28 protein-coding genes and 1 tRNA gene are annotated in these 26744 nt (G+C 67.6%); 15 read left to right on the top strand and 14 right to left on the bottom strand.

All coding sequences use genetic code 11. The features are described 5' to 3' along the window. Window positions 1-89: 89 nt before the first annotated feature. The 8 genes from LZK98_RS13660 to LZK98_RS13625 all read left to right on the top strand — a co-directional run bounded on the left by LZK98_RS13660 (window position 90) and on the right by LZK98_RS13625 (window position 7031). Window positions 90-1118, top strand: a complete 1029-nt coding sequence (locus LZK98_RS13660) for an aspartate-semialdehyde dehydrogenase (protein WP_233782922.1) — start codon at window positions 90-92, stop codon at window positions 1116-1118. After that, complete coding sequence (locus LZK98_RS13655; protein ID WP_233782921.1) at window positions 1115-1552, top strand: GFA family protein; 438 nt, start codon at window positions 1115-1117, stop codon at window positions 1550-1552. Before LZK98_RS13660 ends, LZK98_RS13655 begins: the two co-directional genes overlap by 4 nt. A gap of 4 nt (window positions 1553-1556) precedes the next feature. Then, window positions 1557-2318: a prepilin peptidase gene (locus LZK98_RS13650; RefSeq protein WP_233782920.1), complete on the top strand. Its 762-nt coding sequence runs from the start codon at window positions 1557-1559 to the stop codon at window positions 2316-2318. Between the two features lie 19 nt (window positions 2319-2337). Then, window positions 2338-3756 carry a coniferyl aldehyde dehydrogenase gene (locus LZK98_RS13645; protein ID WP_233782919.1) on the top strand — a complete coding sequence of 473 codons (1419 nt, stop codon included), beginning with the start codon at window positions 2338-2340 and terminating at the stop codon, window positions 3754-3756. A gap of 45 nt (window positions 3757-3801) precedes the next feature. Next, on the top strand, window positions 3802-4251 hold the full coding sequence (locus tag LZK98_RS13640) for a MarR family winged helix-turn-helix transcriptional regulator (protein WP_233782918.1): 450 nt from the start codon (window positions 3802-3804) through the stop codon (window positions 4249-4251). Window positions 4252-4312: 61 nt separating this feature from the next. Then, entirely contained in the window at window positions 4313-5788 is a 1476-nt protein-coding gene (locus tag LZK98_RS13635; RefSeq protein ID WP_233782917.1) for a flavin-containing monooxygenase, read from the top strand. A gap of 152 nt (window positions 5789-5940) precedes the next feature. Further along, window positions 5941-6243, top strand: a complete 303-nt coding sequence (locus LZK98_RS13630; protein WP_233782916.1) for a hypothetical protein — start codon at window positions 5941-5943, stop codon at window positions 6241-6243. A gap of 92 nt (window positions 6244-6335) precedes the next feature. Continuing rightward, on the top strand, window positions 6336-7031 hold the full coding sequence (locus LZK98_RS13625; RefSeq protein WP_233782915.1) for a hypothetical protein: 696 nt from the start codon (window positions 6336-6338) through the stop codon (window positions 7029-7031). Window positions 7032-7037: 6 nt separating this feature from the next. On the opposite strand, the gene LZK98_RS13620 is transcribed toward LZK98_RS13625, so the two are convergent. The 5 genes from LZK98_RS13620 to LZK98_RS13600 form a co-directional block, all read right to left on the bottom strand. Next, a complete protein-coding gene (locus tag LZK98_RS13620) occupies window positions 7038-8264 on the bottom strand; it encodes a flavin monoamine oxidase family protein (protein ID WP_233782914.1) in 1227 nt (408 codons plus the stop codon). Further along, window positions 8261-8719 (bottom strand): MaoC family dehydratase, encoded by a 459-nt coding sequence (locus tag LZK98_RS13615; protein WP_233782913.1) that lies wholly within the window; start codon window positions 8717-8719, stop codon window positions 8261-8263. Before LZK98_RS13615 ends, LZK98_RS13620 begins: the two co-directional genes overlap by 4 nt. Continuing rightward, complete coding sequence (locus LZK98_RS13610) at window positions 8719-9186, bottom strand: GNAT family N-acetyltransferase (RefSeq protein ID WP_233782912.1); 468 nt, start codon at window positions 9184-9186, stop codon at window positions 8719-8721. Before LZK98_RS13610 ends, LZK98_RS13615 begins: the two co-directional genes overlap by 1 nt. A 121-nt stretch (window positions 9187-9307) precedes the next feature. After that, window positions 9308-11209: an acetyl/propionyl/methylcrotonyl-CoA carboxylase subunit alpha gene (locus LZK98_RS13605; protein ID WP_233782911.1), complete on the bottom strand. Its 1902-nt coding sequence runs from the start codon at window positions 11207-11209 to the stop codon at window positions 9308-9310. Between the two features lie 138 nt (window positions 11210-11347). Continuing rightward, the gene (locus LZK98_RS13600) at window positions 11348-11821 is read right to left on the bottom strand and encodes a nuclear transport factor 2 family protein (protein ID WP_233782910.1); all 474 of its coding nucleotides are present in this window, start codon (window positions 11819-11821) and stop codon (window positions 11348-11350) included. 77 nt (window positions 11822-11898) lie between these two features. Between LZK98_RS13600 and LZK98_RS13595 the strand changes: the two genes are divergently transcribed. After that, a complete protein-coding gene (locus LZK98_RS13595) occupies window positions 11899-12330 on the top strand; it encodes an endonuclease domain-containing protein (protein WP_233782909.1) in 432 nt (143 codons plus the stop codon). Between the two features lie 20 nt (window positions 12331-12350). On the opposite strand, the gene LZK98_RS13590 is transcribed toward LZK98_RS13595, so the two are convergent. After that, the gene (locus tag LZK98_RS13590; RefSeq protein WP_233782908.1) at window positions 12351-13952 is read right to left on the bottom strand and encodes a carboxyl transferase domain-containing protein; all 1602 of its coding nucleotides are present in this window, start codon (window positions 13950-13952) and stop codon (window positions 12351-12353) included. A gap of 107 nt (window positions 13953-14059) precedes the next feature. Here LZK98_RS13590 and LZK98_RS13585 point away from each other — a divergent pair, with 107 nt between their 5' ends. After that, the gene (locus LZK98_RS13585) at window positions 14060-16132 is read left to right on the top strand and encodes a M13 family metallopeptidase (RefSeq protein ID WP_233782907.1); all 2073 of its coding nucleotides are present in this window, start codon (window positions 14060-14062) and stop codon (window positions 16130-16132) included. Window positions 16133-16186: 54 nt separating this feature from the next. On the opposite strand, the gene LZK98_RS13580 is transcribed toward LZK98_RS13585, so the two are convergent. The 4 genes from LZK98_RS13580 to LZK98_RS13565 form a co-directional block, all read right to left on the bottom strand. Continuing rightward, window positions 16187-16262: transfer RNA gene (locus tag LZK98_RS13580), tRNA-Thr, on the bottom strand. Between the two features lie 16 nt (window positions 16263-16278). Continuing rightward, window positions 16279-17163: a hypothetical protein gene (locus LZK98_RS13575; protein ID WP_233782906.1), complete on the bottom strand. Its 885-nt coding sequence runs from the start codon at window positions 17161-17163 to the stop codon at window positions 16279-16281. Further along, the gene (locus LZK98_RS13570; protein ID WP_233782905.1) at window positions 17147-17500 is read right to left on the bottom strand and encodes an MmcQ/YjbR family DNA-binding protein; all 354 of its coding nucleotides are present in this window, start codon (window positions 17498-17500) and stop codon (window positions 17147-17149) included. The genes LZK98_RS13575 and LZK98_RS13570 overlap by 17 nt, the downstream gene beginning before the upstream one ends. Then, window positions 17493-18815, bottom strand: a complete 1323-nt coding sequence (locus LZK98_RS13565; RefSeq protein WP_233782904.1) for a replication-associated recombination protein A — start codon at window positions 18813-18815, stop codon at window positions 17493-17495. The genes LZK98_RS13570 and LZK98_RS13565 overlap by 8 nt, the downstream gene beginning before the upstream one ends. 156 nt (window positions 18816-18971) lie before the next feature. On the opposite strand from LZK98_RS13565, the gene LZK98_RS13560 reads away from it, so the two are divergent. Next, window positions 18972-19607, top strand: a complete 636-nt coding sequence (locus LZK98_RS13560) for a PadR family transcriptional regulator (protein WP_233782903.1) — start codon at window positions 18972-18974, stop codon at window positions 19605-19607. 71 nt (window positions 19608-19678) lie between these two features. Further along, window positions 19679-20005 carry a DUF2218 domain-containing protein gene (locus LZK98_RS13555; RefSeq protein WP_233782902.1) on the top strand — a complete coding sequence of 109 codons (327 nt, stop codon included), beginning with the start codon at window positions 19679-19681 and terminating at the stop codon, window positions 20003-20005. Window positions 20006-20018: 13 nt separating this feature from the next. Here the strand turns inward: LZK98_RS13555 and LZK98_RS13550 are convergent, their stop codons facing one another. Continuing rightward, on the bottom strand, window positions 20019-20360 hold the full coding sequence (locus tag LZK98_RS13550) for a hypothetical protein (RefSeq protein WP_233782901.1): 342 nt from the start codon (window positions 20358-20360) through the stop codon (window positions 20019-20021). A 195-nt stretch (window positions 20361-20555) separates the two neighbouring features. Further along, on the bottom strand, window positions 20556-21140 hold the full coding sequence (locus tag LZK98_RS13545; protein ID WP_233782900.1) for a TetR/AcrR family transcriptional regulator: 585 nt from the start codon (window positions 21138-21140) through the stop codon (window positions 20556-20558). A 163-nt stretch (window positions 21141-21303) separates the two neighbouring features. Between LZK98_RS13545 and LZK98_RS13540 the strand changes: the two genes are divergently transcribed. Continuing rightward, a complete protein-coding gene (locus tag LZK98_RS13540; protein WP_233782899.1) occupies window positions 21304-21822 on the top strand; it encodes a hypothetical protein in 519 nt (172 codons plus the stop codon). Between the two features lie 200 nt (window positions 21823-22022). Here LZK98_RS13540 and LZK98_RS13535 read toward each other — a convergent pair whose 3' ends face one another. Then, entirely contained in the window at window positions 22023-23222 is a 1200-nt protein-coding gene (locus tag LZK98_RS13535) for an MFS transporter (protein ID WP_233782898.1), read from the bottom strand. Window positions 23223-23350: 128 nt separating this feature from the next. Between LZK98_RS13535 and LZK98_RS13530 the strand changes: the two genes are divergently transcribed. Continuing rightward, on the top strand, window positions 23351-23953 hold the full coding sequence (locus LZK98_RS13530; RefSeq protein ID WP_233782897.1) for a TetR/AcrR family transcriptional regulator: 603 nt from the start codon (window positions 23351-23353) through the stop codon (window positions 23951-23953). A 108-nt stretch (window positions 23954-24061) separates the two neighbouring features. Beyond that, on the top strand, window positions 24062-25558 hold the full coding sequence (locus tag LZK98_RS13525; RefSeq protein ID WP_233782896.1) for a hypothetical protein: 1497 nt from the start codon (window positions 24062-24064) through the stop codon (window positions 25556-25558). A gap of 4 nt (window positions 25559-25562) precedes the next feature. Here LZK98_RS13525 and LZK98_RS13520 read toward each other — a convergent pair whose 3' ends face one another. Further along, entirely contained in the window at window positions 25563-26717 is a 1155-nt protein-coding gene (locus LZK98_RS13520; RefSeq protein WP_233782895.1) for a glycosyltransferase family 4 protein, read from the bottom strand. Window positions 26718-26744: the final 27 nt, after the last annotated feature.

The raw sequence follows: 26744 nt of genomic DNA, 5'->3' as shown, positions 1-26744 counted from the left end.
GAAAGCCGGGATCTCATGCGGCAGCGAACGGCCTGAGGCACGAGATCCCGGCTTCCGCCGGGATGACGATTACGGATGGAACGACGGATATGGGTTACCGTGTGGTTGTCGCCGGCGCGACCGGCAATGTCGGGCGTGAGGTGCTCGCGATCCTCGCCGAGCGCGAGTTCCCGATCGACGACATCGCGGTGCTCGCCTCGTCGCGCAGCCAGGGCGACGAGATCGACTTTGGCGAGACCGGGCGCAAGCTGCGCGTCCAGAACATCGAGTCCTTCGATCCCAAGGGCTGGGACATGGCGATCTTCGCGATCGGCTCCGACGGCTCGAAGGCGCACGCGCCGCGCTTCGCCGCCGCCGGCTGCACGGTGATCGACAATGCCTCGCTCTACCGCATGGACCCCGACGTGCCGCTGATCGTGCCTGAGGTGAACCCGGAGGCGATCGACGGCTATGTGAAGCGCAACATCATCGCCAACCCGAACTGCTCGACCGCGCAGATGGTGGTGGCGCTGAAGCCGCTCCACGACGCCGCGAAGATCAAGCGCGTGGTGGTCGCGACCTATCAGTCGGTCTCGGGCGCCGGCAAGGCGGGCATGGACGAGCTGTTCGAGCAGAGCCGCAACATCTTCGTCGGCGACAGCGCCGAGCCCAAGAAGTTCACCAAGCAGATCGCGTTCAACGTGATCCCGCACATCGACAGCTTCCTCGACGACGGCTCGACCAAGGAAGAGTGGAAGATGGTGGTCGAGACCAAGAAGATCCTCGATCCCAAGATCAAGGTCACCGCTACCTGCGTCCGCGTGCCGGTGTTCGTCGGCCATTCGGAGGCGATCAACATCGAGTTCGAGGACGAGATCTCCGCCGCCGAGGCCCAGGCGATCCTGCGCGAGGCGCCGGGCATCATGCTCGTCGACAAGCGCGAGGACGGCGGATACGTGACTCCGGTCGAGTGCGTCGGCGAATATGCGACCTACGTCAGCCGCGTCCGCGAGGACCCGACGGTCGAGAACGGCCTCGCGCTGTGGTGCGTCTCCGACAATCTCCGCAAGGGCGCCGCGCTCAACGCCGTTCAGATCGCCGAGCTGCTCGGGCGCCGGCACCTCAAGAAGGCGGCGTGACCGTCACCGGCGGCTGCCGCTGCGGGGCGAGCCGCTACACGCTCGCGCTCGAAATGCTGCCGCCGGTCTATTGCTGCCATTGCCGCGACTGCCAGACCTGGTCGGGCAGCGCCTTCACCATGCAGGGTGTGGTGGGCGAGGACGAGGTGGCAGGCGAAGGGCCCATCGTCACCTACGCCTTCACCAACCCGAGCGGATCGATCTCCACTCAATATATCTGCGGCACGTGCCATACGCGGCTGTGGAACGTGAACAGCGCCCGGCCGCAGCTCCGGATCATCCGCGCCGGCACGCTCGACGACAGCGATCGGCTGGAGCCGCGCGCGCATATCTGGGTGAAGCGCAAGCAGCCGTGGGTTGCACTTCCCGACGGGGTTCCCGCCTTTGCGGAGGCTCCGCCGCCGGCCGAGTTCTTCGCCTTGCTGACCCGCTGAGCCGATGCCGGTCGAGCCGCTCTGGCCGCTGCTGCTCGGTCTCCTCGGTTCGGTGTTCGGCAGCTTCATCGCCACCGTCGCGATCCGCTGGCCCGAAGGGCGGTCGGCGCTCCGCGGCCGCTCGCAATGCGACGGCTGCGGACGGACGCTCAATGGCTTCGAGCTGGTGCCGCTGGTTGGGTATCTCGCGCTTCGTGGCCGGTGCCGGACGTGCGGCGCTGCGATCGCGCCGAGCCATCCCGTTACCGAGGCGGTCGGGGCGCTGATCGGCCTTGCTGCCGGCTTCGCCGTGCCGGGCTGGGAAGGGGCGGCGGGGGCACTGTTCGGTTGGCTGCTGCTCGCGTTGGCTGCGATCGATTTGCGAGCTTTCTGGTTGCCGAACGAGCTGACGGGTGCGCTGGCGCTGTCGGGCACGATCCTCGGTCTGCCGCCGCTCGCCGACCGGCTGATCAGTGGCGTCGCCGGTTTCGCGGTGTTGTGGCTGGTCGCGGCCGGCTATCGGCGGCTGCGGGGTCGGGAAGGTCTCGGCGGCGGCGACACCAAGCTGTTCGGGGCGATCGGCCTGTGGCTCGGCTGGCGTGCGTTGCCGGCGGTGCTGCTCATCGCCTGTCTGCTCGGGCTCGGCGTGGCGCTGGTGCGTCGGATGCGTGCGACCGACCGCCTCCCGCTGGGGACATTACTTGCAGCTGGCGCCTTCGTCGTGTGGCTGTGGCTCGCGAGCAGCCTTGCCCAAAGGCCCGAAGCCTATTTACACTGGGGTCAGTAAATATCCGGGAAGAGGGCCGATGACCGATCTTACGGCAATTCTCGCGGCCCAGCGCGCCGCCTTCACCGCCGAACTGCCGGTCGCCATCGCCACTCGCAAGGACCGCCTCAAGCGCGCGATCGCGATGGTTGCGGACAATGCCGACGCCTTCTGCGACGCCCTCAGCGAGGATTTCGGCCATCGCAGCCGCGAACAGTCGATGATCACCGACATCGCCGCCTCGGTCGCCCCGCTCCGCCATGCCCTGAAGCACCTCGAGCGATGGTCGCGGCCGGAGCGACGGCCGGTGCTGTTTCCGCTCGGCCTGCTCGGCGCCCGCGCCCGCGTCGAGTTCCAGCCCAAGGGCGTGGTCGGCGTGATCAGCCCGTGGAACTTCCCGGTCAATCTGGTAATGGCGCCGCTCGCCGGCATCCTCGCCGCCGGTAACCGGGCAATGGTCAAGACCAGCGAATATACCCCCCGCGTCGCCGCGCTGTTCGAGGAACTGACGCCGCGCTATTTTGCGCCCGAGGAGCTGGCATTCGTCTCCGGCGGCCCCGATGTCGGCAAGGCGTTCGCCGAGCTGCCGTTCGACCATCTCATCTTCACCGGCGCTACCGGCATCGGTCGTCATATTCTCCACGCCGCCGCCGACAATCTGACCCCGGTGACGCTCGAGCTCGGCGGCAAGTCCCCGGTGATCCTCGGCCGCTCCGCCGACGTTCGCAAGACCGCGGAGCGGGTGGCGATGGGCAAGATGCTCAACGCGGGACAAATCTGCCTCGCCCCCGATTATATGCTGGTGCCGAATGAAAAGGAGGGGGAAGTGGTCGACGCGCTCGTGGCCTCCGCCTCGGCGATGTACCCGACGCTGCTCGCCAATCCCGACTACACCTCGGTCATCAACGATCGTCATCACCAGCGCCTCCACGACTGGCTGGAGGATGCCCGCGCCAAGGGCGCCGAGCTGGTCACGGTCAATCCGGCGAATGAGGACTTCGCCGCCAGTAACAGCCGCAAGATGCCGCTGACCATCGTCCGCAATGCGACCGACGACATGACGGTGATGCAGGAGGAGATCTTCGGCCCGATCCTTCCCGTCCGCCGCTATGAGACGATCGACGATGCCATCGCCGAGGTGAACCGCCGCGACCGACCGCTCGGCCTCTACTATTTCGGCTCCGACGCCGCCGAACGCCGTCGCGTGCTCGACCGCACCATCTCGGGTGGGGTGACGATCGACGACGTAATCTTCCACGTCTCGATGGAGGAGCTTCCCTTCGGCGGCATTGGTCCATCCGGTATGGGGGCCTATCACGGTCGCGACGGCTTCAGGACCTTCAGCCACGCCCGTGCGGTGTTCCAGCAGTCGAGACTCGACGTCGCCAGGCTTGCCGGCCTCAAGCCGCCGTATGGAGCGGCCACCCGCAAGGCGATCGCCCGCCAGATGAAAGGCTAAGGCGTACTTGCCCATAGCCGCCCGCTCCCGCACAGTCGGGCGGATATGACACGAAAGCTCCGCCTCCACTCGTTCCTCCCTTACCGGCTGTCGATCGCATCGAACCGCGTGTCGGATGCGATCGCGGAGACGTATCGCTCGCTGTTCGGCCTGCGCATCCCCGAATGGCGGCTGGTGGCGGTGATCGCAGAGAGCGAAGGGCTCACCCAGCAGGCGCTCGGGCGGGCGACGCGGATGGACAAGGTGACGGTAAGCCGCGCTGCCGCTGCGCTCGCCGAGCGCGGCCTTGTCGCGCGCACGCCCAATCCGGACGATCAACGGTCCCATCTGCTCGCACTCACCGCCGCCGGGCGCGAGCTTTACGCCGAAGTCGCTCCGAAAGCGTTGGAGATGGAGGCGCGGATCTTCGGTACCTTTTCGGTCGAGGAGATCGCGGCCCTGAACGCGATGCTCGACCGGCTCGAAAGCGCGGTCGACGAACTCGAAGGCGGATGAAGATGATCCGTCTTTCCTTGCAACCGATTTTGGAATAATCGGTACGCAGGAGAGAGACAGAATGGCCGAACATTTCGACGTGGTCGTCGTCGGCGCGGGAATCTCCGGCATCGGTGCCGGCTATTTCCTGCAGTCGCGCTGCCCGGACCGCAGCTATGTGATCCTCGAAGGGCGCGAACGGCTGGGCGGCACCTGGGACCTGTTCCGCTATCCGGGCATCCGCTCGGACTCGGACATGTTCACGCTCGGTTATTCCTTCCGACCCTGGACCGAGTCCAAGGCGATCGCCGACGGGCCGTCGATTCTCAGGTATTTGACCGAGGCGGCGCGCGACTACGGTGTCGACAAGCACATCCGCTACCAGCACCGCGTGCTCAGCGCCGCCTGGTCGACGCCCGACGCCGCCTGGACGGTGACGATCGAACGCGGGCCGGAGAAGGAGCGGGTGGAGATCACCTGCAACTTCCTCTTCATGTGCTCGGGCTATTATAACTACCAGTGCGGCCATGCGCCCGAGTTCGCGGGATCAGTGGACTTCAAGGGACGGATCGTCCACCCGCAGTTCTGGCCCGAGGACCTCGACTATGCCGGCAAGCGCGTGGTCGTGATCGGCAGCGGCGCGACCGCGGTGACATTGGTGCCGGAGATGGCCAAGACCGCTGGCCACGTCACCATGCTGCAACGTTCGCCGACCTATGTCGTGTCGCGGCCGAGCGAGGACGGTATCGCCAACTGGCTACGCAAGCGGTTGCCCGCGAAGATTGCCTATGGGCTCACGCGGTGGAAGAATGTGCTGCTCGGCCAGTTCTTCTACACGCGGGCGCGCAAGTATCCGGAGAAGGCGAAGGAACGCATCCTCGGCTGGGCGCGCGAGCACCTGGGGGAGGAGATCGTCGCGAAACATTTCACGCCGCGCTACAATCCCTGGGATCAGCGGCTGTGCCTGGTGCCCGACGCCGACCTGTTCGATTCGATCAAGGCCGGCACCTCCTCGGTAGTGACGGCGGAAATCGAGCGCTTCACAGCGGGCGGCATCCGGCTCAAATCCGGGGAGGAACTGCCTGCGGACATCATCATCACCGCGACCGGGCTCGAGCTCCAGCTGATGAGCGGGCTCCAGTTCAGCGTCGACGGGGTCGCGGTCGATCCGGCCAAGTCGTTCCAGTACAAGGGGATGATGTTCTCCGACATCCCGAATCTGGCGTCGTCGTTCGGCTATACCAATGCGTCGTGGACGCTAAAGGCGGACCTGACCTGCGCCTATGTCTGCCGCCTGCTCAACACGATGCGGGCGCGAGGGCTGAGGCAGGCGACGCCGCGCGTGCGCGATCCGGAAGTGGCGGCGCTGCCGTTTCTCGACTTTACGTCCGGCTATGTGCAGCGGGCGCTCGATCGTTTTCCGAAGCAGGGCACCAAGGCGCCGTGGCGGCTCAAGCAGAGCTATGTGCATGACCTGATGATGTTGCGGTTCGGGTCGGTCGACGATCAGATGGAGTTCTCTAATCCCGTGCCGAAGGGCGAGCGCAAGGCGGCGTAAGGCGATCGGCATGAGGAAACCGGGCCCGCAGGATGAGAACGCCGGCCTTATCCACTCGCCTGAGCAGATGCACAGCCGGACAGAATCGGATTGTTGGAACCAGGGCACTCGGCTTGGGGTTGTGACAGTTCGTTAACCATTGGAAAAATGTGATGTCGGCGTACGTGACAAAACTTGCCCCTGCGGCTGTGATCCTGATTGGTGCGCTGGGCCTTGGCGGTTGTGCCACCAAGGGCTTCGTGAGGGAGCAGATCGCCACCGTGAGCCAACGCGTCGATGCGCTCGAGGCAAAAGTGCAGGAGACCGACGGCACGGCGAAGTCGGCGCTGTCAGAGGCGCAGGCGGCATCCGGGCAGGCACAGAACAATGGCCAGCGCCTGGATCAGCTCAATGCCCGGGTGGACGGCATCGAGCAGCGGATGCAGGAGAATCAGCGTAAGCGACCCCGCAATTGATGCTGCAAGCGAGCAAATGCTGACCAGATTGTGATCCCCCGCCTCGGCTTCCTCTCGGGGCGACGATCGTTTGATTGCGAGCGCCTCGAGCGATGATCCATGTCCTTGCGGCGCTTGCCGGACTGGCGCTGACCATTCCCGTGCCCGCACGGGCCGAAAGCGCTCGGCCGCTTGAGTCGGTATCGTCGCAGCCGGAGAGTGCGGAAGCCGAGGACGGGATGATCCGATCGGCGGCGGCGATGCGCGTCGCCGATTGGATCGCTGCGTCGGGGGATAATGGTTCCCTGCCGTACATCATCATCGACAAGAAGGCCGCTTCTCTCTTCCTCTTCAATGCAAAGGGGAAACCGCTCGGCAAGGCTCCGGTGTTGATCGGCGTGGCCGTCGGGGATGACGCAACCCCCGGAGTCGGTAGTAAAAATCTTGCCGAAATCGGTCCTGCGGAGAAGACGACGCCTGCGGGGCGCTTCCTTGCGAAATATGGATTGGCCGCCGGAAAGCAGAGAGTGCTCTGGGTCGATTATGCCACGTCGGTGGCGCTCCACCCGATCCCGAAGGGCGCCAGCAGGAAGGAACGGCGTCGCCAGCGGATGCTGTCGCCGACCCCGGACGACAACCGTATAACGTTCGGGTGTATCAACGTGCCCATGGCGCTATATAACAAGGGCGTACGTCCACTTTTTCAGAAGAAGGGCGGATATGTCTATGTGTTGCCCGATACCAAGCCGCTTGAAGACGTCTTTCCGCGCTTGAGGGTTCAAGCATTCACGAACGGCGGAGCGCACTAAGACGGACTAGTCAAGCACTGCCAGCGCCGCCTCCGCCGCGGCGATGCCGGTCGCGAGCGCGCCATGGGCGGTGGAGAAGTCGGTGGGGGAGCAGGCCTCGCCGGCGAAGAAGAGGCGGTTGTCGACCGGGCGGGCGAGCACCGCGCGGGCACCGGCATGGCCGGGGCAGGCGTGGCTGTAGGAGCCGCCGAACCCGTCCGCCTGGCCCCAGGCCGAGCCGGCGACGAGGCGGAGGCGCCTGGCGAAACCGCTGCCGAACAGCGTGGACAACTCGGCCGCGGCGAAGGACGCGGCGCCGTCGAGGCCGGTCGCCTCGATCTCCTTCGCTCCCTCGCCGCCGAAGAAGCATTCGATCACCGGGCGGCCGAAGGGACGGAGATAATAGCTGCCCGTTGCCGGATCGCGGGGATTGCCGAGCAGGTGGCTGTCCGGGTCGATCTCCTCGGCGCCGTCGAGGTGGAGGAAGATCTTGTTGGCGAGCCCGAGCGGGAGCCTGGCGGCCGCCTCGACATGGTCGCCTAGCGCGGGCGAGAAGGAGAGGGCGCCGTTGGCGATCACATTGGTGGGGACCGTGACGATTGCGGTCCGCGCCTCGATGGCGCCGCGCGATGTCTCGAGGCGGAGGAGCCTGCCCGCATGGTCGATGTGGGTGACCGGCGTCGCCATCGCGACAGGCAGGCGCGGCAGGCTGGCTGCGACCAACGTGCCGTAGCCGGCGGGAAGGCGCCAGTTCTGGTCGCTCGCCGCGCCGTCATAGGCGAGGTAATCCGCGATCGAGAGCGTGCGGAGCCCGGCGCCGTTGATGTAGCCCGACAGCGATTCGATGAAGTCGTTCCACTCGCCGCCCGGCGGCAGTGCGTCGAAGGCGCGGTCGCTGGCCGGCGGATCGTCGCGCAGGCGCTGCTCGAACGCCGCATAGGCCGCGCCGGCGGCGTCGCGCTCGGCCTGGGTGAAGCCGAGGTCGCGATACTGCTTGCCCCAGGCGGTCGGGCCGCGGGTGACGGCGAAGCCCGCTTCCTCGGCGATCCGCACCCAGGGATTGCGCTCGGCCGAATGGAGCCAGCCGCAGCCGAGATCGAGCGGCATCCCCTCCACCGGTAAGGTCCAGGCACGGCCGCCGATGCGGCTGCCGGCTTCGACCAGCAGCGCCGAACGGCCGCTTGCCGCAACGCGCCGGGCCGCGCCGATCCCGGCCGCGCCGGCGCCGACGATGGCGACGTCGACCGCGCTCACACGATCTGGACGCGCGATTTGAGCAGCGCGCTGCGCAGGCATTCGCACACAATCTCGTCGCGCTGGTTGAACATGCGGTGTTTCCAGGTGACGATGCCGTGGCCGGGACGCGACTTCGACGGGCGGGTCTCGACCACCTCGCTCTCCGCGCGGAGGGTGTCGCCGATGAACACCGGCTTGGGCATCACCAGCTTGTCGTAGCCGAGATTGGCGACGAGCGTGCCGGCGGTGGTGTCGCCGACGGTGATGCCGACCATCAGCGCGAAGGTGAAGGTGCCGTTGACGAGGATCTGCCCGAACTCGCTCGCCCGCGCCGCCTCGGCGTCGAGGTGGAGCGGCTGGGTGTTGTGAGTCATCGTCGAGAACAGCAGGTTGTCGGTCTCGGTGACGGTGCGGCGGAGCTCGTGCTCGATCCGATCACCGACGCGCCATTCGTCGAAGTAGCGGCCGGCCATCAGCGGTCCTCCGTCAGTTGGAGCTTGAAGCCGGCGTGGGTCTTCTTCCAGCCGAGCTTCTCATAGAAGCGGTGCGCATCGGCGCGGTTGGTCTTGGAGGTGAGCTGGACCATGCGGCAGCCGCGCTGGCGGCAGCGCTCGACCGCCCAGCGGATCATCTCGCCCCCGAGCCCCTGGCCGCGCAGGTCGCCGGCGATGCGGACCGCCTCGATCTGGCCGCGCCAAGCGCCCTTGAAGGAGAGGCCGGGGAGGAAGCTCAGCTGCAGCGTGCCGACGATGCGGCCGTCCTGCTCGGCGGCAATGAGCTCCTGGTCGGGATCGGCCGCGATCGCGGCGAAGGCGGCGGTGTAGCCCGGGTCGAGCGGAAGCGAGGCGTCCTCGCGCTGCGTGCCGTTCACGTCGTCGGCGAGGAGCGCGACGATGGCCGGGAGGTCGGTGATGGTGGCCTGGCGGAGGTGGAGGGTCATCGCGTTCCCCCCAAATCCGTTCGGCCTGAACTTGTCGAAGGGCCGTCCTTCTTCAACCCGCAAGAGAGAAGAAAAGAGCGGTGCTTCGACAAGCTCAGCACGAGCGGGAGAGGAAGGTAGCTCACTCCGCTTTCTCCACCCGGACCAGCATCCGGCCCTCGCTCACCTGTGCGCCGGGTTCGACGTCGAGCTCCGCGACGATGCCGTCGAACGGGGCGGTGAGGCCGTGCTCCATCTTCATCGCTTCGAGGGTGACGAGCTTCTGGCCTGTGGCGACGCGCTCGCCAGCCGCGACCTCGACGGCTGTGATGCGGCCAGGCATCGGCGCGAGGATAGCGCCATCGCCGATTGCACCCGCTGCTCCGCCCGTCGTTGGACGCTGATCGAAGGTGTAGGTCACACCGCGATCGGTAACGAGGATTTCGCCCTCCGACGTCATTGTCGAAGCTATCCCGAACGGCTTGTCGAAGCCCATTGTCGAGCCGACTCCCTTGCCGCCCCGTCCATGGAGGTCGATCGTATCCTTGGCAGCGGCGTTCAGCCGAAAGCCGAACAGCCCTGCCCGCCGATGTTGCTCGTTCAGGTCGAGACCCGCCCAATCGAGCCAGTCGCGGCGGTAGCGTCGCGCAGCGGCATCGAGCACGGCCTGGGACAGCTCCGCCGCCGGCAACAACGCTTCACCGGCCCGCTCGATCAAACCGGTATCGACTTGGCCCAGTGCGAATTCCGAGCAGTCGAGGCACTCGAAAAGGAAGCCGGCGTTGGTGCGGAGCGGTGCGACATAGCTCTGATCCAGTGCGTGCATCAGCTTGGTACGCGCAACGTCGCGAGTGTCGGCGTGGGCGACTAGCTTGGCGATCATTGGATCATAGAAGGGGCTGACGGCGTCAGCCTCCTCAACTCCGGTTTCAACGCGAATGCGATGATCCAATGCGAGATGGTCGATGCGACCAGGGCTCGGCAGGAACCCCTTCGCCGGATCCTCCGCATAGAGCCGCGCCTCGATCGCCCAGCCGTTGATCGCCAGCTCGTCCTGCGCCTTCGGCAGCGGCTCGCCTGATGCTACCCGCAGTTGCCACTCGACCAGGTCGACGCCGGTGATCTCCTCGGTCACCGGGTGCTCGACCTGGAGCCGCGTGTTCATCTCCATGAACCAGATGCGGTCGGCGCGCAGGCCGTCGCTGGCGTCGGCGATGAACTCGATGGTGCCGGCGCCGACATAGTCGACCGCCTTTGCCGCGCGCACCGCCGCCGCGCAGATCGCTTCGCGCGTCGCCTCGTCCATGCCGGGGGCGGGGGCCTCCTCGATCACCTTCTGGTGGCGGCGCTGGAGCGAGCAGTCGCGCTCGAACAGGTGGACGACGTTGCCGTGGGCGTCACCGAACACCTGCACCTCGATATGACGGGGCGAGAGGATGTATTTCTCGATCAGCACGCGATCGTCGCCGAACGAGGATGCGGCCTCGCGCTGGCAGGAGGCGAGGGCGTCGGCGAAATCCTCCGCGCGGTCGACGCGGCGCATTCCCTTGCCGCCGCCGCCGGCGACGGCCTTGATCAGCACCGGATAGCCGGTCGCCTCGGCTTCGCGGGAGAGGCGCTCGGGCGACTGGTCCTCGCCGAGATAGCCGGGCGTCACCGGCACGCCGGCGGCGATCATGCGCTGCTTGGCGGCGTCCTTGAGGCCCATCGCGCGGATGCTGTCGGGCCTGGGGCCGACCCAGATCAGGCCGGCGTCGATCACCGCCTGGGCGAAATCGGCGTTCTCGCTGAGGAAACCGTAGCCGGGGTGGATCGCCTCGGCGCCCGTCTCCTTCGCCGCCGCGATGATGCGGTCGCCGACGAGATAGCTCTCGCGCGCTGGCGATGGGCCGATGTGCACCGCCTCGTCGGCCTGGCGGACGTGGAGTGCGTTCGAGTCGGCGTCCGAATAGACCGCGACCGTGCGGATTTTCATCGCCCGCGCGGTGCGAATGATGCGGCAGGCGATTTCCCCGCGGTTGGCAATCAGTAGCGATTTCAACATCTTGCCTGTTCCGTATCTTCGCAAATTTCTCTAACTTCGTGCGCAGGGGCTATGAAAATAAAGGCTTCCAATATTCCTCCTGCCGGCAAGCCTAGGCATATTCGGGGGATGTAGGACAGAGGGCATCGCGCGCGGCGATCACGGCGCCTCACAGCCGGTGGTGCGCTGCGACCAGGTGACGTTCAGCACCTTCCACTGGCCGCTCTCGCGGACGAGGTCGAAGTGGTTGACGCCGCAGTGGTGGACCTTGCCGTCGACGAGGAACTGGTACGGCGCCCACACCATCGCGATGTCGCCGTCGATGTCGATCGCGGGGGTGCCGCTGCGCTCTTCGTAGCGTTCCGGGCCTGGTTTGATGCCACCGGTGAATTCGGCCCAGCTCAAGTGCTTGAGGCTGCGCGTGCCGTCCGGCTTCTCGATCGCGACGGTGGCGCTGCCCTCCGGCCGGGTCTGGGCGAGGACCTTCGCGCCGTCGCGCGCGGCGAGGCCGGCGAACATCGCCTCGATCGGGGCGAGCACCGCCGACTCCTCCGCGCCGGGCGGGGGGAGGGGGTTGGCCGGCGGGAGCTTGGTCGGCGTGGTCTGGGCGAGGAGGAGGGCGGCGAGGATCATGGGGATACCTTTCAAATCCTCCCCGAGCTTGTCTCGGGGAGGGGGACCATGCGAAGCATGGTGGAGGGGCCTGGGCGATGCTCAAAGATGTTGCGCCGAAAGCGAAGCGAGGCGGGGTGAAACGCGCCCGCGCCTTGCGGCGGAAGATGTCGTTGCCGGAAGTGTTGCTTTGGACCGCGCTGCGTTCGCGACCGTGCGGGCTCAAGTTCCGCAAGCAGCATCCGAGCGGACCCTATACTCTCGACTTCTATTGCAGCGACGCCCGGCTGGTGATCGAGGTCGACGGGGAAGCCCATTCGCGCGGCGATCAGCCGGTTCTGGATGCGCACCGTGACGCATGGTTGGCGGGGCACGGTATCATGACGTTGCGGATTCCGGCCGGCGATATCCTCAATGATATGGATGCAGCCTTGCGCGGCGTCATTGCCACAGCGCGATCGCGCCTGCCCCTCCACCATCCGGCTGCGCCGGATGGTCCCCCTCCCCGAGACGAGCTCGGGGAGGATTGAATAGGCGCCGTCTTCCCCCATCACATCCGGAACACGCCGAACCTCGGCGTCTCGGGGATGGGTGCGTTGAGCGTCGCGGCGAACGCCAGGCCCAGGACGTCGCGGGTCTGGGCGGGGTCGATGATGCCGTCGTCCCATAGGCGCGCGGTCGCGTGCCAGGGGTTGCCTTCGTCCTCGTAGCGCTGGCGTATGGGCGCCTTGAAGGCTTCGGCCTGCTCCTCCGTCCATGTCTCGGCGTCGCGGTGGACGGTGGCGAGGACCGAGGCAGCCTGTTCGCCGCCCATCACGCTGATGCGGCTGTTGGGCCAGGTGAACAGGAAGCGTGGGCTATAGGCGCGGCCGCACATGCCGTAGTTGCCGGCGCCGAAGCTGCCGCCGATCAGGACGGTGATCTTCGGCACGCTCGCGGTGGCGACGGCGGTCACCAGCTTCGCGCCATGTTTGGCAATACCTTCCGCCTCGTACTTCCCACCGACCATGAAACCCGAGATGTTCTGGAGGAACAGCAGCGGCACGCGGCGCTGACAGGCGAGCTCGATGAAGTGCGCGCCCTTGACCGCGCTTTCGCTGAACAGGACGCCGTTGTTGGCGAGGATCGCGACGGGGATGCCCCAGATGTGCGCGAAGCCGCAGACCAGCGAGCTGCCATAGAGCGGCTTGAACTCGTGGAACTCGGATCCGTCGACCAGGCGGGCGATCACCTCGTGGACATCATAGGGCGCGCGCACGTCGGTGGGGATGATACCGTAGAGATCCTCGGCCGCGAACTTCGGCGGGCGGGGCTCGCGCAGGTTGATGCCCGGCTGATGCTGCGGCTGCAGCGTCGAGACGATGTCGCGGACGATCGTCAGCGCATGCTCGTCGTTCTCGGCGACATGGTCGACCACGCCGGACTTGCGGCCGTGGGTGTCGGCGCCGCCCAGTTCCTCCGCGGAGATCACCTCGCCGGTGGCGGCCTTCACCAGCGGCGGGCCGGCGAGGAAGATCGTGCCCTGGCCGCGCACGATCACCGTCTCGTCGCTCATGGCGGGGACATAGGCGCCGCCGGCGGTGCAGCTGCCCATCACGCAGGCGATCTGGGGGATACCCTTCGCGCTCATGTTGGCCTGGTTGAAGAAGATGCGGCCGAAATGCTCGCGGTCGGGGAACACCTCGGCCTGGTGGGGCAGGTTGGCGCCGCCCGAATCGACCAGATAGACGCAGGGGAGGCGGTTCTGCTCGGCGATCTCCTGGGCGCGCAGGTGCTTCTTCACCGTCATCGGATAGTAGGTGCCGCCCTTCACCGTCGCATCGTTGCAGACGATCATCACCTGCCGGCCGGAGACGCGGCCGATGCCGGCGATCATGCCGGCGCCGGGGACCTCGCCTTCGTACATGTCGCAGGCGGCGAGCTGGCCGATCTCGAGGAAGGGCGAGCCGGGATCGAGCAGCCGCTCGACGCGATCGCGGGGGAGGAGCTTGCCGCGCGCGGTGTGGCGTTCGCGGGCCTTGTCGCTGCCGCCGAGCGCGGCCTGGGCGACGTCGGCGCGCAGGCGCTCGACCAGCGCGCGATTGTGCGCGGCATTGGTGCGGAACTGCTCGCTGTCGGGGGAGAGGCGGGTGTCGAGGACGGGTGCGCTCATGGGCGGAGGTGCTAGCCGGGCCGGGGCGTTAAGGGAAGGCGGCTGGCGGTGTGTCTCGCGCGGGTGTAGCCAAGCGGCATCTGGAATTGCGGAGGGGACATCCTCAAATGAAACGTCTTGCCCTTGTCACCGCGCTGCTGCTCGCCAGCACCGCGTGCAACTCGTCCACCACCACCAACAACGCCAGCGTCGCCGCTGCCGGGACGCTCGCCGGCGTCGACCAGTCGGCGATCGACAAGAACGTGAAGCCCGGCGACGACTTCGACGCCTATGCCAACGGCGCATGGCGGGCGAAGGCGGAGATCCCGGCCGACCGATCGTCGACCGGCGCCTTCCTCGACGTGATCAAAGTGGCCGAGCAGCGCAACGCCGACCTCATCAAGAGCATCAGCGACGCCAATCCGGCGGCCGGCAGCAACGAGCGCAAGATCGCGGACTATTACGCCGCCTTCATGGACACGGCGGGGATCGAGAAGCGCGGCATCGCGCCGCTCAAGCCCGAGCTCGATGCGATCGCGGCGGTCGGCGACGTGAAGGCGCTGTCGTCGCTACTCGGCTCGCGGATGCGTGCGGACACCGATCCCCTCAACGCGACCAACTTCTCGACCGAGAACCTGTTCGGCCTGTTCGTGACGCAGGACCTCAACAACCCGACCCGCACCGTGCCCTATCTGATGCAGGGCGGGCTGGGGCTGCCGGACCGCGACTATTACCTGTCGCCGAAGCCCGAGATGGTTGAAATCCGCAACGCCTATAAGGGATATCTCGCCAGGATGCTGGGCCTGGCCGGCGTGCCCGACGCGGCGGCGAAGGCGGATCGCATCTTCGCGCTGGAGATGAAGATCGCAGCGGCGCACGCCGACATCCCGACCAGCCAGGACGCGCACAAGGCCAACAATCCCTGGAAGCGCGCCGACTTCGCCGGCAAGGCGCCGGGGATCGACTGGGATGCCTATTGGACGGCGGCGGGGCTGCCGGGCCAGCAGGACTTCATCGCCTGGCAGCCGGCGGCGATCGCCAAGCTGTCGGCACTGGTCAAGAGCGAGCCGCTCGACAGCTGGAAGGCCTGGCTGACCTTCCATTCGATCAACACCGCCGCGGCGACGCTGCCCAAGGCGTTCGACGACGCGCGTTTCGACTTCTACGGCAAGACGCTCTACGGCACGCCGCAGCAGCGCCCGCGCGACAAGCGCGCGATCACCGCGGTCAACAACGACCTCGGCGACGCGGTCGGCCAGCTCTACGTCGCCAAATATTTCCCCGCCTCGTCGCGGACCGAGATCGAGGGGATGGTGAAGAACATCGTCGCCGCCTTCGACAAGCGGGTGGCGGCGCTCGACTGGATGGCGGACAGCACCAAGGCCGAGGCGCGGCGCAAGCTCCAGGTGCTGAAGGTCGGCGTCGGCTATCCGGACAAATGGCGCGACTATTCGGCGCTGGAGATCCGTGCCGACGACCCGCTCGGCAACGCCCGTCGCGCCGAGCTCGCGGAGTATCGTCACCAGATCGCCAAGATCGGCAAGCCGGTCGACCGCGGCGAATGGTGGATGACGCCGCAGACGGTGAATGCGATCAACCTACCGCTGCAGAACGCGCTCAACTTCCCGGCCGCGATCCTGGAGCCGCCGTTCTTCGACCCCAGGTTCGACGCCGCCGCCAACTACGGCTCGATCGGTGCGACGATCGGGCACGAGATCAGCCACAGCTTCGACAATCTCGGCGCCGATTTCGATTCGAGCGGCAAGCTGCACAATTGGTGGACGCCGGCCGACCTCGCCCGGTTCGAGAAGGCGGGCGCGGCGCTGGCGGCGCAGTACGACGCCTATGAGGCGCTGCCGGGGCTGCACCTCAATGGCAAGCAGGAGCTGGGCGAGAATATCGCCGACGTCGCCGGGCTGACCGCTGCTTACGAGGCCTACCGTGCCTCGCTCGGCGGCAAGGAGGCGCCGGTGATCGACGGCCTGACCGGCGACCAGCGCTTCTTCCTCGCCTTCGCGCAGAGCTGGAAGACCAAGGTGCGCGAGAAGGCGCTGCGCGCCGCGATCGCTACCGACGTCCATGCGCCGGCGCAATGGCGCGTGCAGACGGTGCGGAACCTGGATGCCTGGTATCCGGCGTTCAACGTCCAAGCGGGGGAGAAGCTGTACCTGGCGCCGGACAAGCGTGTGAAGGTGTGGTAAGGCTTGCCGATCCTCCCCGGGCGTGCTCGGGGAGGATTGTTGTGACGGAGGGGGTGGTGCCGGTTGCAGGGATCGAACCCGCGACCTTCGGTTTACAAAACCGCTGCTCTACCAGCTGAGCTAAACCGGCGTCCGGCTCCCTTGCGTCATGTGATGCCGAAGGTCCAGCCCTCGGTGTGGGCGAGGGCGGGTACGAGGGCGGCCGGGCGCCAGAGTTCCTTGCGGCGGGCACAGGCGCGCAGCCAGGCGGCGGTGAGGAGGGCGTCGCTGCTGTGGTCGTCGATCGGGCCTGCACCGGGCACCGGAGCGCTGGCGATCGCCGGAGAGACGAGGGCCTGGTTGAGGGCTTCCATAGTCTTCATCTTAGTGCGGCCGCGCGGGCGGCCGGCGTCGCGGGCGGCGATGCTGGTGTAGATCTCGACGATGAGCGAGCCGGCGGCGGGGGCCGGATCGAAGGGCCAGATCGGCAGCGCATCCTTCAGCCGGTGGAGCAGGCGCATGCCGGTGAGGCTGGATTTGCCGACCTGGGCGGCGCCGACCAGATTGAGGTTGCTGTAGGGATTGAGGCCCTGCTCGCGCTGGGCGATCTCGGTGACGCGCAGGCGGCCGCGGCCCGGCTCGAACTGGTCGCCGGCGCGGCCCCCGTGGCGGCGGAAGTGGCGCGACGCCTCCGCATGATCGACGAAGCTGGAGGCGGCGAGGTGCGGGTCGGCCTCGCAGAGGTGGTCGACCAGCGCCCAGAGCGCGCGAGCGTCGGGCGGGCTTTCGCTCCAGCTAGGAAAGAAGGCGCCGCGGTCGGCGAAGGGCAGCGACATGCCGAGGTCGAGGCCGACCAGCGTGGCAGGCGGGAGGCCGTGCCTCAGCCAGTCGAGCACGTCGACGCGTGACCAGACATGGCCGGGGCGGACCAATGCGGGCGGACCGCCGTCGCGCGTGCACAGCGCAACCGCGATGCCGGGCTGGCGCGGGCCGACGGCGCCCGACCAGTCGATCGCGGCGAAATGGGTGAAATGATCAGGGACGTGGGCCAAAGGCGGTGCGTTGGGGCTTTTTCGCGCGGTCCCACCACGCGCGGCGGATGATGTTGGCGACGCGCTCGGGATCGGCCGAGCCGTAGCGGACGAGCAGGCCGGGCCAGTTCTCGTAATGGGGCGTCTGCCAGAAGGTGTCGGGGTCGGTTTCGAGCAGCACCGCCTTTTCCTCGTGCGGGCTCATCACATGAAAGCTGTCGGACTCCCGGCTGGGCGAGACAAAGGCCTTGGCGTTCACCTTGGGGCAGGGGGTGCCGTAGAAGGGCGCCAGTTCCACGTCGGGCAAGGCCAGGGCGAAGGCGGTGACGTCGTCCCAGCTGTCGAAGCGCTCAGCCATCGCGTTTCTCCCGGCGGAGCTGGTCCCAATAATCGAGCCGCTCGCGCAGACGCTTCTCGAAACCGCGGTCGGTGGGGGCGTAGAAGGTCTGCGGGCCCATCTCCTCGGGCCAATAGTCGGCGCCGGAGAAGCCCTCGTCGGTGTCGTGGTCGTAGGCGTAGCCCTTGCCGTAGCCGATGTCCTTCATCAGCCGCGTCGGCGCGTTGAGGATCGAGGCGGGCGGCATCAGCGAGCCGGTCTCCTTCGCCGACCGCCAGGCGGCCTTCTGCGCGACATAGGCGGCGTTCGACTTGGGCGCGGTGGCGCAATAGAGGCACGCCTGCGCGATCGCGAGCTCGCCCTCGGGCGAGCCGAGGAAGTCGTAGGCGTCCTTGGCAGCGAGGCATTGCACCAGCGCATTGGGATCGGCGAGCCCGATGTCCTCGCTGGCGAAGCGGGTGATGCGGCGCAGGACGTAGAGCGGCTCCTCGCCGGCGGTCAGCATGCGGGCGAGATAGTAGAGCGCGGCCTGCGGGTCCGAGCCGCGCATCGACTTATGGAGCGCGGAGATCAGGTTGTAATGGCCCTCGCGGTCCTTGTCGTAGACGGCGACGCGGCGCTGGAGGAAGCTGGAGAGGCCGGCGGGATCGAGCGGCTCGGCGATGTCGACCGAATAGAGCGTCTCGGCCTGGTTCAGGAGGAAGCGGCCGTCACCGTCCGCGCTCGCCACCAGCGCGTCGCGGGCGGCAGGAGTGAGCGGGAGCGGGCGCTCCATGATCGTCTCGGCGCGATCGAGCAGCTTCTCCAGCGCTGCGCGGTCGAGGCGGTGGAGGATGAGGACCTGGGCGCGGCTCAGCAGCGCGGCGTTGAGCTCGAACGAAGGGTTCTCGGTGGTGGCGCCGACCAGGGTGACGGTGCCGTCCTCGACATAGGGCAGGAAGCCGTCCTGCTGGGCGCGGTTGAAGCGGTGGATCTCGTCCACGAACAGCAGCGTGCGCTGGCCGGCGCGGGCGGCCTGGCGGGCCTCGGCGAAGGCTTTCTTGAGATCGGCCACCCCTGAGAACACTGCCGAGATGGCGACGAAGCGCAGCCCCACCGCGTTGGCGAGCAGGCGGGCGATGGTGGTCTTGCCGGTGCCGGGCGGGCCCCAGAGGATCATCGACGACAGGCGTCCTGCCGCGACCATGCGGCCGATCGCGCCCTCCGGGCCGGTCAGATGCTCCTGGCCCACCACGTCCTCGAGCCGCGCCGGGCGCAGCCGGTCGGCGAGCGGCGCGTCCGGCGAGGGCGCGTCGGCGGCGGGGGGCGGATCGAAGGCGGCGAAGAGGTCGGCCATGGCCTGCCAAGATAGGGGCGACGGGGGCGATGGGCCAGCGGCTGCTTTCGGGATGCCGCGCCCGAAAGTCACGAAAGTCGTACGTGCAATGGGGGTTGACTCATAAGACTCAAGATATATCTTAGAAGCATCATGAATCATCAGAGGAACATTTCAATGCATTTCGGACATCGTGGAGAAGGTCGCGGCTGCGGGCCGCGCGGATGGCATGGCGGCGGTCGCTGGGGCGGCCGGCGCGGGGGCGGCCCTTGGGGCCATGGCCCGTTCTTCGCCTTCGGCTGGGACATGGCGGGCGAGGGTGGCCGCGGCGGACGCGGCGGTCGCCGGCGCATGTTCGACGGCAACGAGCTGCGGCTCGTGCTGCTCCGCCTGATTGCCGACCAGCCGCGCCACGGCTACGACCTCATCAAGGAGATCGAGGAGCGCAGCGGCGGCGCCTATGCGCCGAGCCCGGGCGTGGTCTATCCGACGCTCACCATGCTCGCCGACATGGGCCTCACCGAGGAGCAGCAGTCGGAAGGCGCGCGCAAGCTGTTCGCGGCGACCGAGGCCGGCCACGCCGAGCTCGAGGCCAAGGCCGAGGAGGTGGCGGCGCTGCTGGCGCGGCTCACCGAGCTCGGCGAGGAGCGCGAGCGCACCAGCGGCGGCGTGATCCGCCGCGCGATGGGCAATTTGCGCTCGGCGCTCGGCGAGCGGCTGTCGCAGAGCGACGTCGACGACGAGACGCTGCACGCGATCGCCGACATCCTCGACGAGGCTACCCGTCGCATCGAGCGGCTGGAGCGTAAGTGAACTGTCTTCAACTTCTGTGCCGGTGGCTGGACTATACGCCACCGGCACAGCTTTTCAGGGAGGAACCGCGAATGACGATCAGCGCGATCGCCAAGGTGCCGACGGCGCAGGCGAGCAAATATCTCCAGCAGCTGTGCAAGCACTGGCAGCATAACCTCACTGTCGTGTTCAACGCCGAGCATGGGACGATCGTCTTCCCGCGCGACGCGCGCGGCGCCGACTGGCCGGGTGATGCGCTCGTGACGCTCGCCGCCGGGCCCGAGACGCTCGATGTGCGGATCGACGCCAGCATCGAGGGGCAGCTCGAGGCGCTGAAGGACGCGGTGGCGCGGCACGTCGACCGATTCGCTTTCCGCGAGGCGCCGCTGGCGTTCGCATGGGTTGAGAGCCTGGCTTAAGAAGCTAGCAGAATTAGCGGCCTACATTGTTTGCGATCGTCGCCTGGCTTTCGGATTGGGCCTTGGCCATGCTTTTGGCCAGGGCTATCGCCCTCTGCCGTTCGCTGATCTTTTGCTGAAGTTTGACCATCTCCAGCTCGGAGCTCGGCTGCGTGGCGGTTGCTGCGCGGGAGGTGGGTTGGGTTGCCCGGAGCTGTGGAGCCGCCACCGACGTCTTGGCGTGTGTCCCGGGGCGCGGCCGGCCGGTATCTCCCGGCGCCGCGTTTTGAGCTGGTGCGGAGGACGCCAGGGTAACCGCGAGAAAGCAGCCACCAATCAAGCGGCCCGGCATCAGTCCGTGATGTCCGATCGACATAAGAGCACTCCCCGTCAGTTATCGACACATCGACCAACGGCATGCATTCGCTGCATAGAAACACAGGCCGGCGAGGATTGCCAGCATGCAGTTTTCCTATCGCTGCAGCATTCCGGCCCTTCGACTGCCTGCCAAGGCAGGCGCTCAGGACAGGCTTCGCGGGAATGGCAGCGATCCAATCTCACCGGAAAGACCCTAGGTCCCAGCCGCTTGTAGACGCACGAAGGCTGAGGCGGCGTCGCGAGCCCGACGCCCGGCTTCCTCCGCCGACGGCGGTTCGACGAGGCGAAGGAGCAGACCGATCATGAGGTCGCCCCAGAGCAACGCCAGGAACCGGATCGCCATGTCAGCGGGGTCTCCTCCGCGCAAAAGGCCGTGTCCCTGCGCCTTTTCGAGCAGGGTCACCAACTCTCTCCGCGCCGCCGCTCGGCCGATCGCATCCAGCGCGCGCCCGATCTCCGGCGTCCGTTCGGCTTCGGCAATCGCCAGCCGGAAGACGCCGAGGACGATCGGGTCGCTGATCTCGCGCAGGAGCCGTTTCCCAAAGGTCGCCAACGCATCGAAGAGACTATCGTGATCGCGAGGCTCGGGAATGTCGGCCGGCGCGCGCAAGCGCCCCGCTCGTTCCGTGATGCAGGCGACCAGCATGTCGTGCTTGTTGCCGACCAAGGCATAGAGCTCGCGTTTGGAGACTTTCGCGCGGGTCGCGATCTCCAACATGCTCGTCTGCGAATAGCCGCGCGCGCTGAAGGTTTCGAACGCGGCATCGATGATGCGCATTCGGGCGGCGCCAGCCCCCCTATCCATCGGCGATGGCGGAGCTCCGGTTGTCATCCTCACATTTTGTCCCTTGACTATGGTACCCATCGGTACCATGCATAGCACGCGATACGCCCGAATCCATCATCGAGCCCGTGCGGGATAGTCCCGACAGGAGGTGCATATGGCGCCGTCGACCATTTTCGGAATCCAGATGATCCTTGGCTATGTGCCTTGGCTCCTCCTCGGCACCTATGTGCTGCCCAGGCTGAAGTCGATGGACCCTGTCGAGGCGCAGCGGGCGATTGCCACGCTGCACAGCTTCCGCTTCTTCGGCCTAGCCTTCATCCTTCCAGGCGTGGTCGGCCGGGAATTGCCCACGGGCTTCGCGGTGCCCGCCGCCTATGGCGATTTCGTCGCCGGGGTCCTCGCCATGCTGGCGCTGCTGACCGTCCGGGTGCGTCCGCTGTTCTGGCTGCTCGTCGTGGCCTTCAATGCGGTGGGAACGGCCGATCTTCTCATCAATTATTATCACGGCGCCCAGGTTCGCTTGCCGGAACTGGCAGGGGAATTGGCGGCGACCTACTGGATTCCGATCCTCTACGTGCCCGCGCTGATGATCACGCATGTCCTCGCATTCTATCTGCTGGTGCGGTCTCGGCCCAGGGCGGCGCAAACGCTCGCTGCCGGCGCGGCGTCTTGACGATCGCCGTCCTAGGACCGATCGACATTCAGATACCGGCGGCGCGGCGGCGTTGTCCCAAAATCCTCCCCTGCAAGGGGAGGGGGACCATTCGCCGTCAGGCGAATGGTGGAGGTGTGTGACAGGGGGGACACCCCTCCGTCAGCCGCTGCGCGGCCGCCACCTCCCCTTGTAGGGGAGGATTTGAATGTCGATCGGCCCTAGCCCCGGTGGTCCGTGCCGAGCGCCCGGGTCAGCACCGGCTGGCCCAGCGCGACGATCGACAGGGCCGTCACGGCGGCGCCCACCGATACCAGGAAGCCGCTGCGCGCGCCGAATTCGTCGACCACCCAGCCGGAGACGAACGCCCCCAGCGCCATGCCGATGCCGATGCCGGTCGTCACCCAGGTCACGCCTTCGGTGAGGACCGCGGACGGGACGCTGCGCTCGACCAGGCCGAAAGCGGTGATGAAGGTCGGCGAGACCGCGACGCCGCTGAGGAAGATGGTCAGCGCCAGCAGCGGGACGGAATCGGCCAGCAGCAGGGGGAGCGTCGTGATCAGCAGCACGGCGAGCGCGGCCAGCAGCTGGCGCTGCAGCGGCGCCTTGAGGTTGAGCGCGCCGACGATCACGCCGACGACGAACGATCCGGCAGCATAGACGCCGATCACCAGGCTGGCGGCGCCCGGCTGGCCGAGATCGCGGGTGAGGGCGACGGTGCTCACCTCCGCGGTCGCGAAGATGGCGCCGACGAACACCAGCGTCAGCGTGACGAGCTGGACTGGCCGCAGCAGGATTGCGGACTTGCCCGGCCCCGATCCGGTGCGGCGGACCGGCGGCTCGGTGCCGCGCTGCAGGACGAAGGCCGTGGTGCCCAGCGCGAGGAAGAGGGTCGAGGCGAGCACTCCTGCCTCCGGGAACAGGGCGACGCTCAGCCCGACCGACAGCGAGGCGCCGGCGATGTAGACCAGCTCGTCGGCGGCGGATTCGAAGGCGAAGGCGGTGTTGAGCTCAGGCCGGTCGCGGAACAACTCGGTCCAGCGGGCGCGGACCATCGCCGGGATGCTGGGCATCGCCGCCGCCGCCAGCGCCGCAGCGAACAGCGTCCAGGCCGGCCATTGCCGGTGGGTCGCGATCATCAGTACGGCGAAGGCCAGCACCGCGATCGTCGTGGCCGGGACCAGCAGCCGGAACTGCCCGAGGCGGTCGACCAGCCGCGAGATCTGCGGCGCGGCGACGGCGTTGGTGAGGGTGAATGTCGCCGCTACCGCGCCAGCCAGCCAATATTCGCCGCGGCTCTGCGAGAGCATGGTGACGATGCCGATCGGCGCCATCGCGATCGGCAGCCGGGCGACGAAGGCTGCGGCAGCGAAGCCCTTCGCACCCCGCGCCCGGAAGATCGCTGCATAGGGATTGGTCATGCTCGTGCCCTCTCGGCTTGGCCCCCTCGACTTGGCGACGTCGGTCGGATGGCTTACATACGCGTCGTATGTGAAATAGGTGGTGACATACGACGCGTATGTCAACTGCCTGGGCGGAGCGAATTACGATGGCGGCGAAATCCCGCGCGGAAACGGCGGCAGAGACCCGCGCCCGGCTGATCGCCGCGGCGCGCAAGGCGTTCGGCGAGAAGGGCTATGCAGAGGCGTCGATGGATGACTTCACCGCGGAGGCCGGGCTGACGCGCGGCGCGCTCTATCACCATTTCGGGGACAAGAAGGGGCTGTTCGAGGCGGTGCTGCTTGAGATCGACGCCGAGATCGCGGTGCGGCTGAACAAGGTTTCGGCAAAGGCCGCTTCCCCCTGGGAGGGCTTCGTCGCCGAGAATATCGCCTATGTCGAGCTGGCGCTGGAGCCGGAGATCCAGCGGATCATGCTGCGCGACGGACCGGCGGTGCTCGGCGATCCGTTCCGTTGGTCGAACACGGAAGGCTGCGTCGCCGCGCTGCGCGCCAGCCTGGAGCGGCTGCAGGCCGAGGGGCTGGTCGAGCCGGTCGATGCCGAAGCGACCGCGCGGCTCGTCTGCGGTGCCTCGACCTATGCGGCGCAGTGGATCGCCAATGCCGATGATCCTCGGGAGGCATCGCGGAGGGCGATTCCGGCGTTCCGTGCGTTGATGGAGGGCCTGCTGCGCCGTTCCGGGACAGCGTAGCGCCGATCGCCGATCGCGCGTCGATGGCCTTCCGCGCAAAAGGAGGGCAAGGAGGCGCCGATGCATCTCCAACCCCATGAAAATACAGGCGATCGACAGCGGCTCCACATGGGGTATGCGCTGATCCTGCTGCTCATCGCCTTTGCGTTGCGCTTTCCCCTGTTCGGCAATCCGGTGATCCACAGCGACGAGCAATTCTACCTGCTCGTCGGCGACCGGATGCTGCACGGAGCGCTGCCGTTCGTCGACATCTGGGACAGGAAGCCGATCGGACTGTTCCTGATCTTCGCCGCCGCCAGGTGGATCGGCGGCGGGAACGGGATCATCGCCTGCCAGGTCGCCGCGACCCTGTCGGCGGCGGCGACGGCGTGGCTGGTCGCTTGCATCACGTCGCGGCGAACCGGTGCCGTGCCGTCGGTCGTGGCGGGCGTGGTCTATCTCGTCTGGCTGCTGATCTTCGATGGAGCGGGCGCGCAGGCGCCGCTGTTCTTCAACCTCGCCATGGCCGGGGCGGCGCTGATCATGGTCGACGTAGTGAGCGACGCGAGCGGCGCATGCGCGCGCTGGCGTGGCGTGACGGCGATGGCGCTGGTGGGGATCGCCATCCAGATCAAATATACCGTGCTGTTCGAGGGGCTGCTCTTCGGTTTGGCGCTGGTCTGGCGGCGGCATCGCAGCGGGGCGACGCTGCCCGGCCTGGCGGGCGACGCGGCGCTGTGGGCGGGTACGGCGATGCTGCCGACGCTGGTCGCCTATGCCGGCTATGCCGTGGCGGGACACGGCGCCGCCTTTGCCTATGCCAATTTCGTTTCGATCTTCGACCAGGAGGCCGTCGATACGGCGGTCGAGAGGATCACCTATGTGGCGCTCGCCGTGGTCGGGCTGCTGCCGCTGCTCGCCTGCGCTGCAGTGAGCGTTCGGCGCCGACCGGCGACATCACCGGCGGAGCGGCGGGCGATGAGATTCGTGCTCCTGTGGCTGGGAGTCGCCATCCTGGCGGTGCTGCTGGGGAAATCGTTCAAGGCGCATTATTTCCTGCCGGTGCTGGTGCCGCTGAGCGTCGCCGCAGCGCCGATGTTCGCGCGGGCGGGGCAGGCGCGGCGGCTCGAGTGGCGGATCGTGGTGCCGCTGCTGCTGTTGGGGCTGGTGCTGGCGGGGCTTACCGTCCGTGATCATGTGAAGCGGCGCGGGAACGCGAAGGCGATCGCCTCGCTGGTGCGGATGATCGGCGATCGGCCGGCGGGGTGCATGTTCGGCTTCGGGGCGGAGCCGATCCTTTACCATCTCACGCGCTCGTGCACGCTGACGCCCTATCTGTTCCGCAGCCATCTGAGCCAGACCCGCGAGGCGCGGGCGATCGGGGTCGATCCGCTGATGGAGCTGCGGCGCGTGCTGGGCCGCTGTCCCGGCACGATCGTGGTGCGGGCGGCCAAGGACAACAGCAACCCCGCCGCGGTGCGCGAGGTGGAGCGGGTGCTGGCAGAACGCTATCGGGTGGTCGGGGCAGTGCGGATCGGCTCGCTGCCGCAGCGCGTGTACCGGCTGCGGCCGGAGATGGCGGGTTTTTGCCCCTTGCGGGGTGAGAGCGTCCTTCCGGCGGAGTGAGGGATCAGCCCCGCGTCCTGCGCGCCATCACCTCCAGATAGGCGTCGAGCACGACCTGGTTGACCGCATCCCACACATAGGCGGCCGCCTTGGCATGACCCGCTGCCCCGGCGGCGCGGCGGGCTTCGCCGTCACGGACGTAGTGGGCGATCGCGTCGGCATAGGCGCCGACGTCGCGAGGGGGGACGAGATGGCCGTTGACGCCCTCCTCGATGAGGTCGACCGCGCCGGTCGCGCGTGCGGCGATGACCGGGACGGCCGCCGCCATCGCCTCCAGCGTGACGTTGCCGAAGGTCTCGGTGACGCTGGGATTGAACAGCATGTCCATCGAGGCGACGGCGCGGCCGAGATCGTCGCCGCGCTGGAAGCCGGCAAAGGCCGCGTCGGGGACGCGCTCGGCGAACCAGTCGCGCGCCGGACCCTTGCCGACCACCAGCACGCGATGGGGGACGCCGCGCGATTTCAATTCGCGCGAGACGTCGGCGAAAATGTCGAGCCCCTTCTCCAGCACCAGCCGGCCGAGGAAGCCGATCGCCACCTCGTCGTCGGCGATGCCGAGCGAGCGGCGCCACTCGAGGCTGCGACGCGCGGGATTGAAACGGTCGTGATCGACGCCGCGGGACCAGATGCCGATCGGGGTGGTGACGCCCCACGACCGGATGATATCCGCGGTCGACTGGCCCGGGGTCAGCACCTGGTCGACGCGGTTGTAGAAGCGCGTCAGCGCGCGGATCGCCAGCGGCTCGAGGAAGCCGATGTGATAGTAGCGGAAATAGGTCTCGAACCGGGTGTGGAGCGAGGCGACGACGGGAATGCCGCGGCGTCGCGCCCAGCTGATCGCGCGATGGCCGAGGATATCCGGCGCGGAGACATGGACGAGATTGGGTGCGAAGGCGGCGAGGTCGCGCTGCGTCCGGGCGGGAAGGCCGCGCGCGACGCGATATTCCTTGCGGCCGCCCGGCATCGTCCAGCTCGGCACGCTGACGAGGTCGCCGGTCGGCGGAAAGGCGGGCGGATCGATCGTCGGCGAATAGACGCGCACCGCGGCGCCCCGCTCGAGCAGATGGCCGACCAGCAGGTTGAGGGCCTGGTTCGCTCCGTCGCGGGTATAGTTATAGTTGCCGCTGAACATGGCGACGCGAAGGTCGGAAGGGTGCATGGCGCGCGCCGATAGCGCCCGCGCCGC

The sequence above is a fragment of the Sphingomonas cannabina genome (assembly GCF_021391395.1).
Lineage (GTDB): Bacteria > Pseudomonadota > Alphaproteobacteria > Sphingomonadales > Sphingomonadaceae > Sphingomonas > Sphingomonas cannabina.
Note: the sequence above shows the minus strand (reverse complement) of the source record. Positions and strands in the feature narration are given on the sequence as shown.

Coding starts and splice junctions, on each gene's coding strand:
- LZK98_RS13560 (WP_233782903.1), top strand. CDS start 18,972: ATGCATTTCGGACATCGTGGAGAAGGTCGCGGCTGCGGGCCGCGCGGA.
- LZK98_RS13540 (WP_233782899.1), top strand. CDS start 21,304: ATGGCGCCGTCGACCATTTTCGGAATCCAGATGATCCTTGGCTATGTG.
- LZK98_RS13640 (WP_233782918.1), top strand. CDS start 3,802: ATGACACGAAAGCTCCGCCTCCACTCGTTCCTCCCTTACCGGCTGTCG.
- LZK98_RS13650 (WP_233782920.1), top strand. CDS start 1,557: ATGCCGGTCGAGCCGCTCTGGCCGCTGCTGCTCGGTCTCCTCGGTTCG.
- LZK98_RS13565 (WP_233782904.1), bottom strand. CDS start 18,815: ATGGCCGACCTCTTCGCCGCCTTCGATCCGCCCCCCGCCGCCGACGCG.
- LZK98_RS13630 (WP_233782916.1), top strand. CDS start 5,941: ATGTCGGCGTACGTGACAAAACTTGCCCCTGCGGCTGTGATCCTGATT.
- LZK98_RS13585 (WP_233782907.1), top strand. CDS start 14,060: ATGAAACGTCTTGCCCTTGTCACCGCGCTGCTGCTCGCCAGCACCGCG.
- LZK98_RS13605 (WP_233782911.1), bottom strand. CDS start 11,209: ATGTTGAAATCGCTACTGATTGCCAACCGCGGGGAAATCGCCTGCCGC.
- LZK98_RS13525 (WP_233782896.1), top strand. CDS start 24,062: ATGGGGTATGCGCTGATCCTGCTGCTCATCGCCTTTGCGTTGCGCTTT.
- LZK98_RS13520 (WP_233782895.1), bottom strand. CDS start 26,717: ATGCACCCTTCCGACCTTCGCGTCGCCATGTTCAGCGGCAACTATAAC.
- LZK98_RS13535 (WP_233782898.1), bottom strand. CDS start 23,222: ATGACCAATCCCTATGCAGCGATCTTCCGGGCGCGGGGTGCGAAGGGC.
- LZK98_RS13610 (WP_233782912.1), bottom strand. CDS start 9,186: ATGACCCTCCACCTCCGCCAGGCCACCATCACCGACCTCCCGGCCATC.
- LZK98_RS13625 (WP_233782915.1), top strand. CDS start 6,336: ATGATCCATGTCCTTGCGGCGCTTGCCGGACTGGCGCTGACCATTCCC.
- LZK98_RS13530 (WP_233782897.1), top strand. CDS start 23,351: ATGGCGGCGAAATCCCGCGCGGAAACGGCGGCAGAGACCCGCGCCCGG.
- LZK98_RS13645 (WP_233782919.1), top strand. CDS start 2,338: ATGACCGATCTTACGGCAATTCTCGCGGCCCAGCGCGCCGCCTTCACC.
- LZK98_RS13550 (WP_233782901.1), bottom strand. CDS start 20,360: ATGTCGATCGGACATCACGGACTGATGCCGGGCCGCTTGATTGGTGGC.
- LZK98_RS13545 (WP_233782900.1), bottom strand. CDS start 21,140: ATGCGCATCATCGATGCCGCGTTCGAAACCTTCAGCGCGCGCGGCTAT.
- LZK98_RS13590 (WP_233782908.1), bottom strand. CDS start 13,952: ATGAGCGCACCCGTCCTCGACACCCGCCTCTCCCCCGACAGCGAGCAG.
- LZK98_RS13660 (WP_233782922.1), top strand. CDS start 90: ATGGGTTACCGTGTGGTTGTCGCCGGCGCGACCGGCAATGTCGGGCGT.
- LZK98_RS13615 (WP_233782913.1), bottom strand. CDS start 8,719: ATGGCCGGCCGCTACTTCGACGAATGGCGCGTCGGTGATCGGATCGAG.
- LZK98_RS13595 (WP_233782909.1), top strand. CDS start 11,899: ATGCTCAAAGATGTTGCGCCGAAAGCGAAGCGAGGCGGGGTGAAACGC.
- LZK98_RS13570 (WP_233782905.1), bottom strand. CDS start 17,500: ATGGCTGAGCGCTTCGACAGCTGGGACGACGTCACCGCCTTCGCCCTG.
- LZK98_RS13555 (WP_233782902.1), top strand. CDS start 19,679: ATGACGATCAGCGCGATCGCCAAGGTGCCGACGGCGCAGGCGAGCAAA.
- LZK98_RS13635 (WP_233782917.1), top strand. CDS start 4,313: ATGGCCGAACATTTCGACGTGGTCGTCGTCGGCGCGGGAATCTCCGGC.
- LZK98_RS13600 (WP_233782910.1), bottom strand. CDS start 11,821: ATGATCCTCGCCGCCCTCCTCCTCGCCCAGACCACGCCGACCAAGCTC.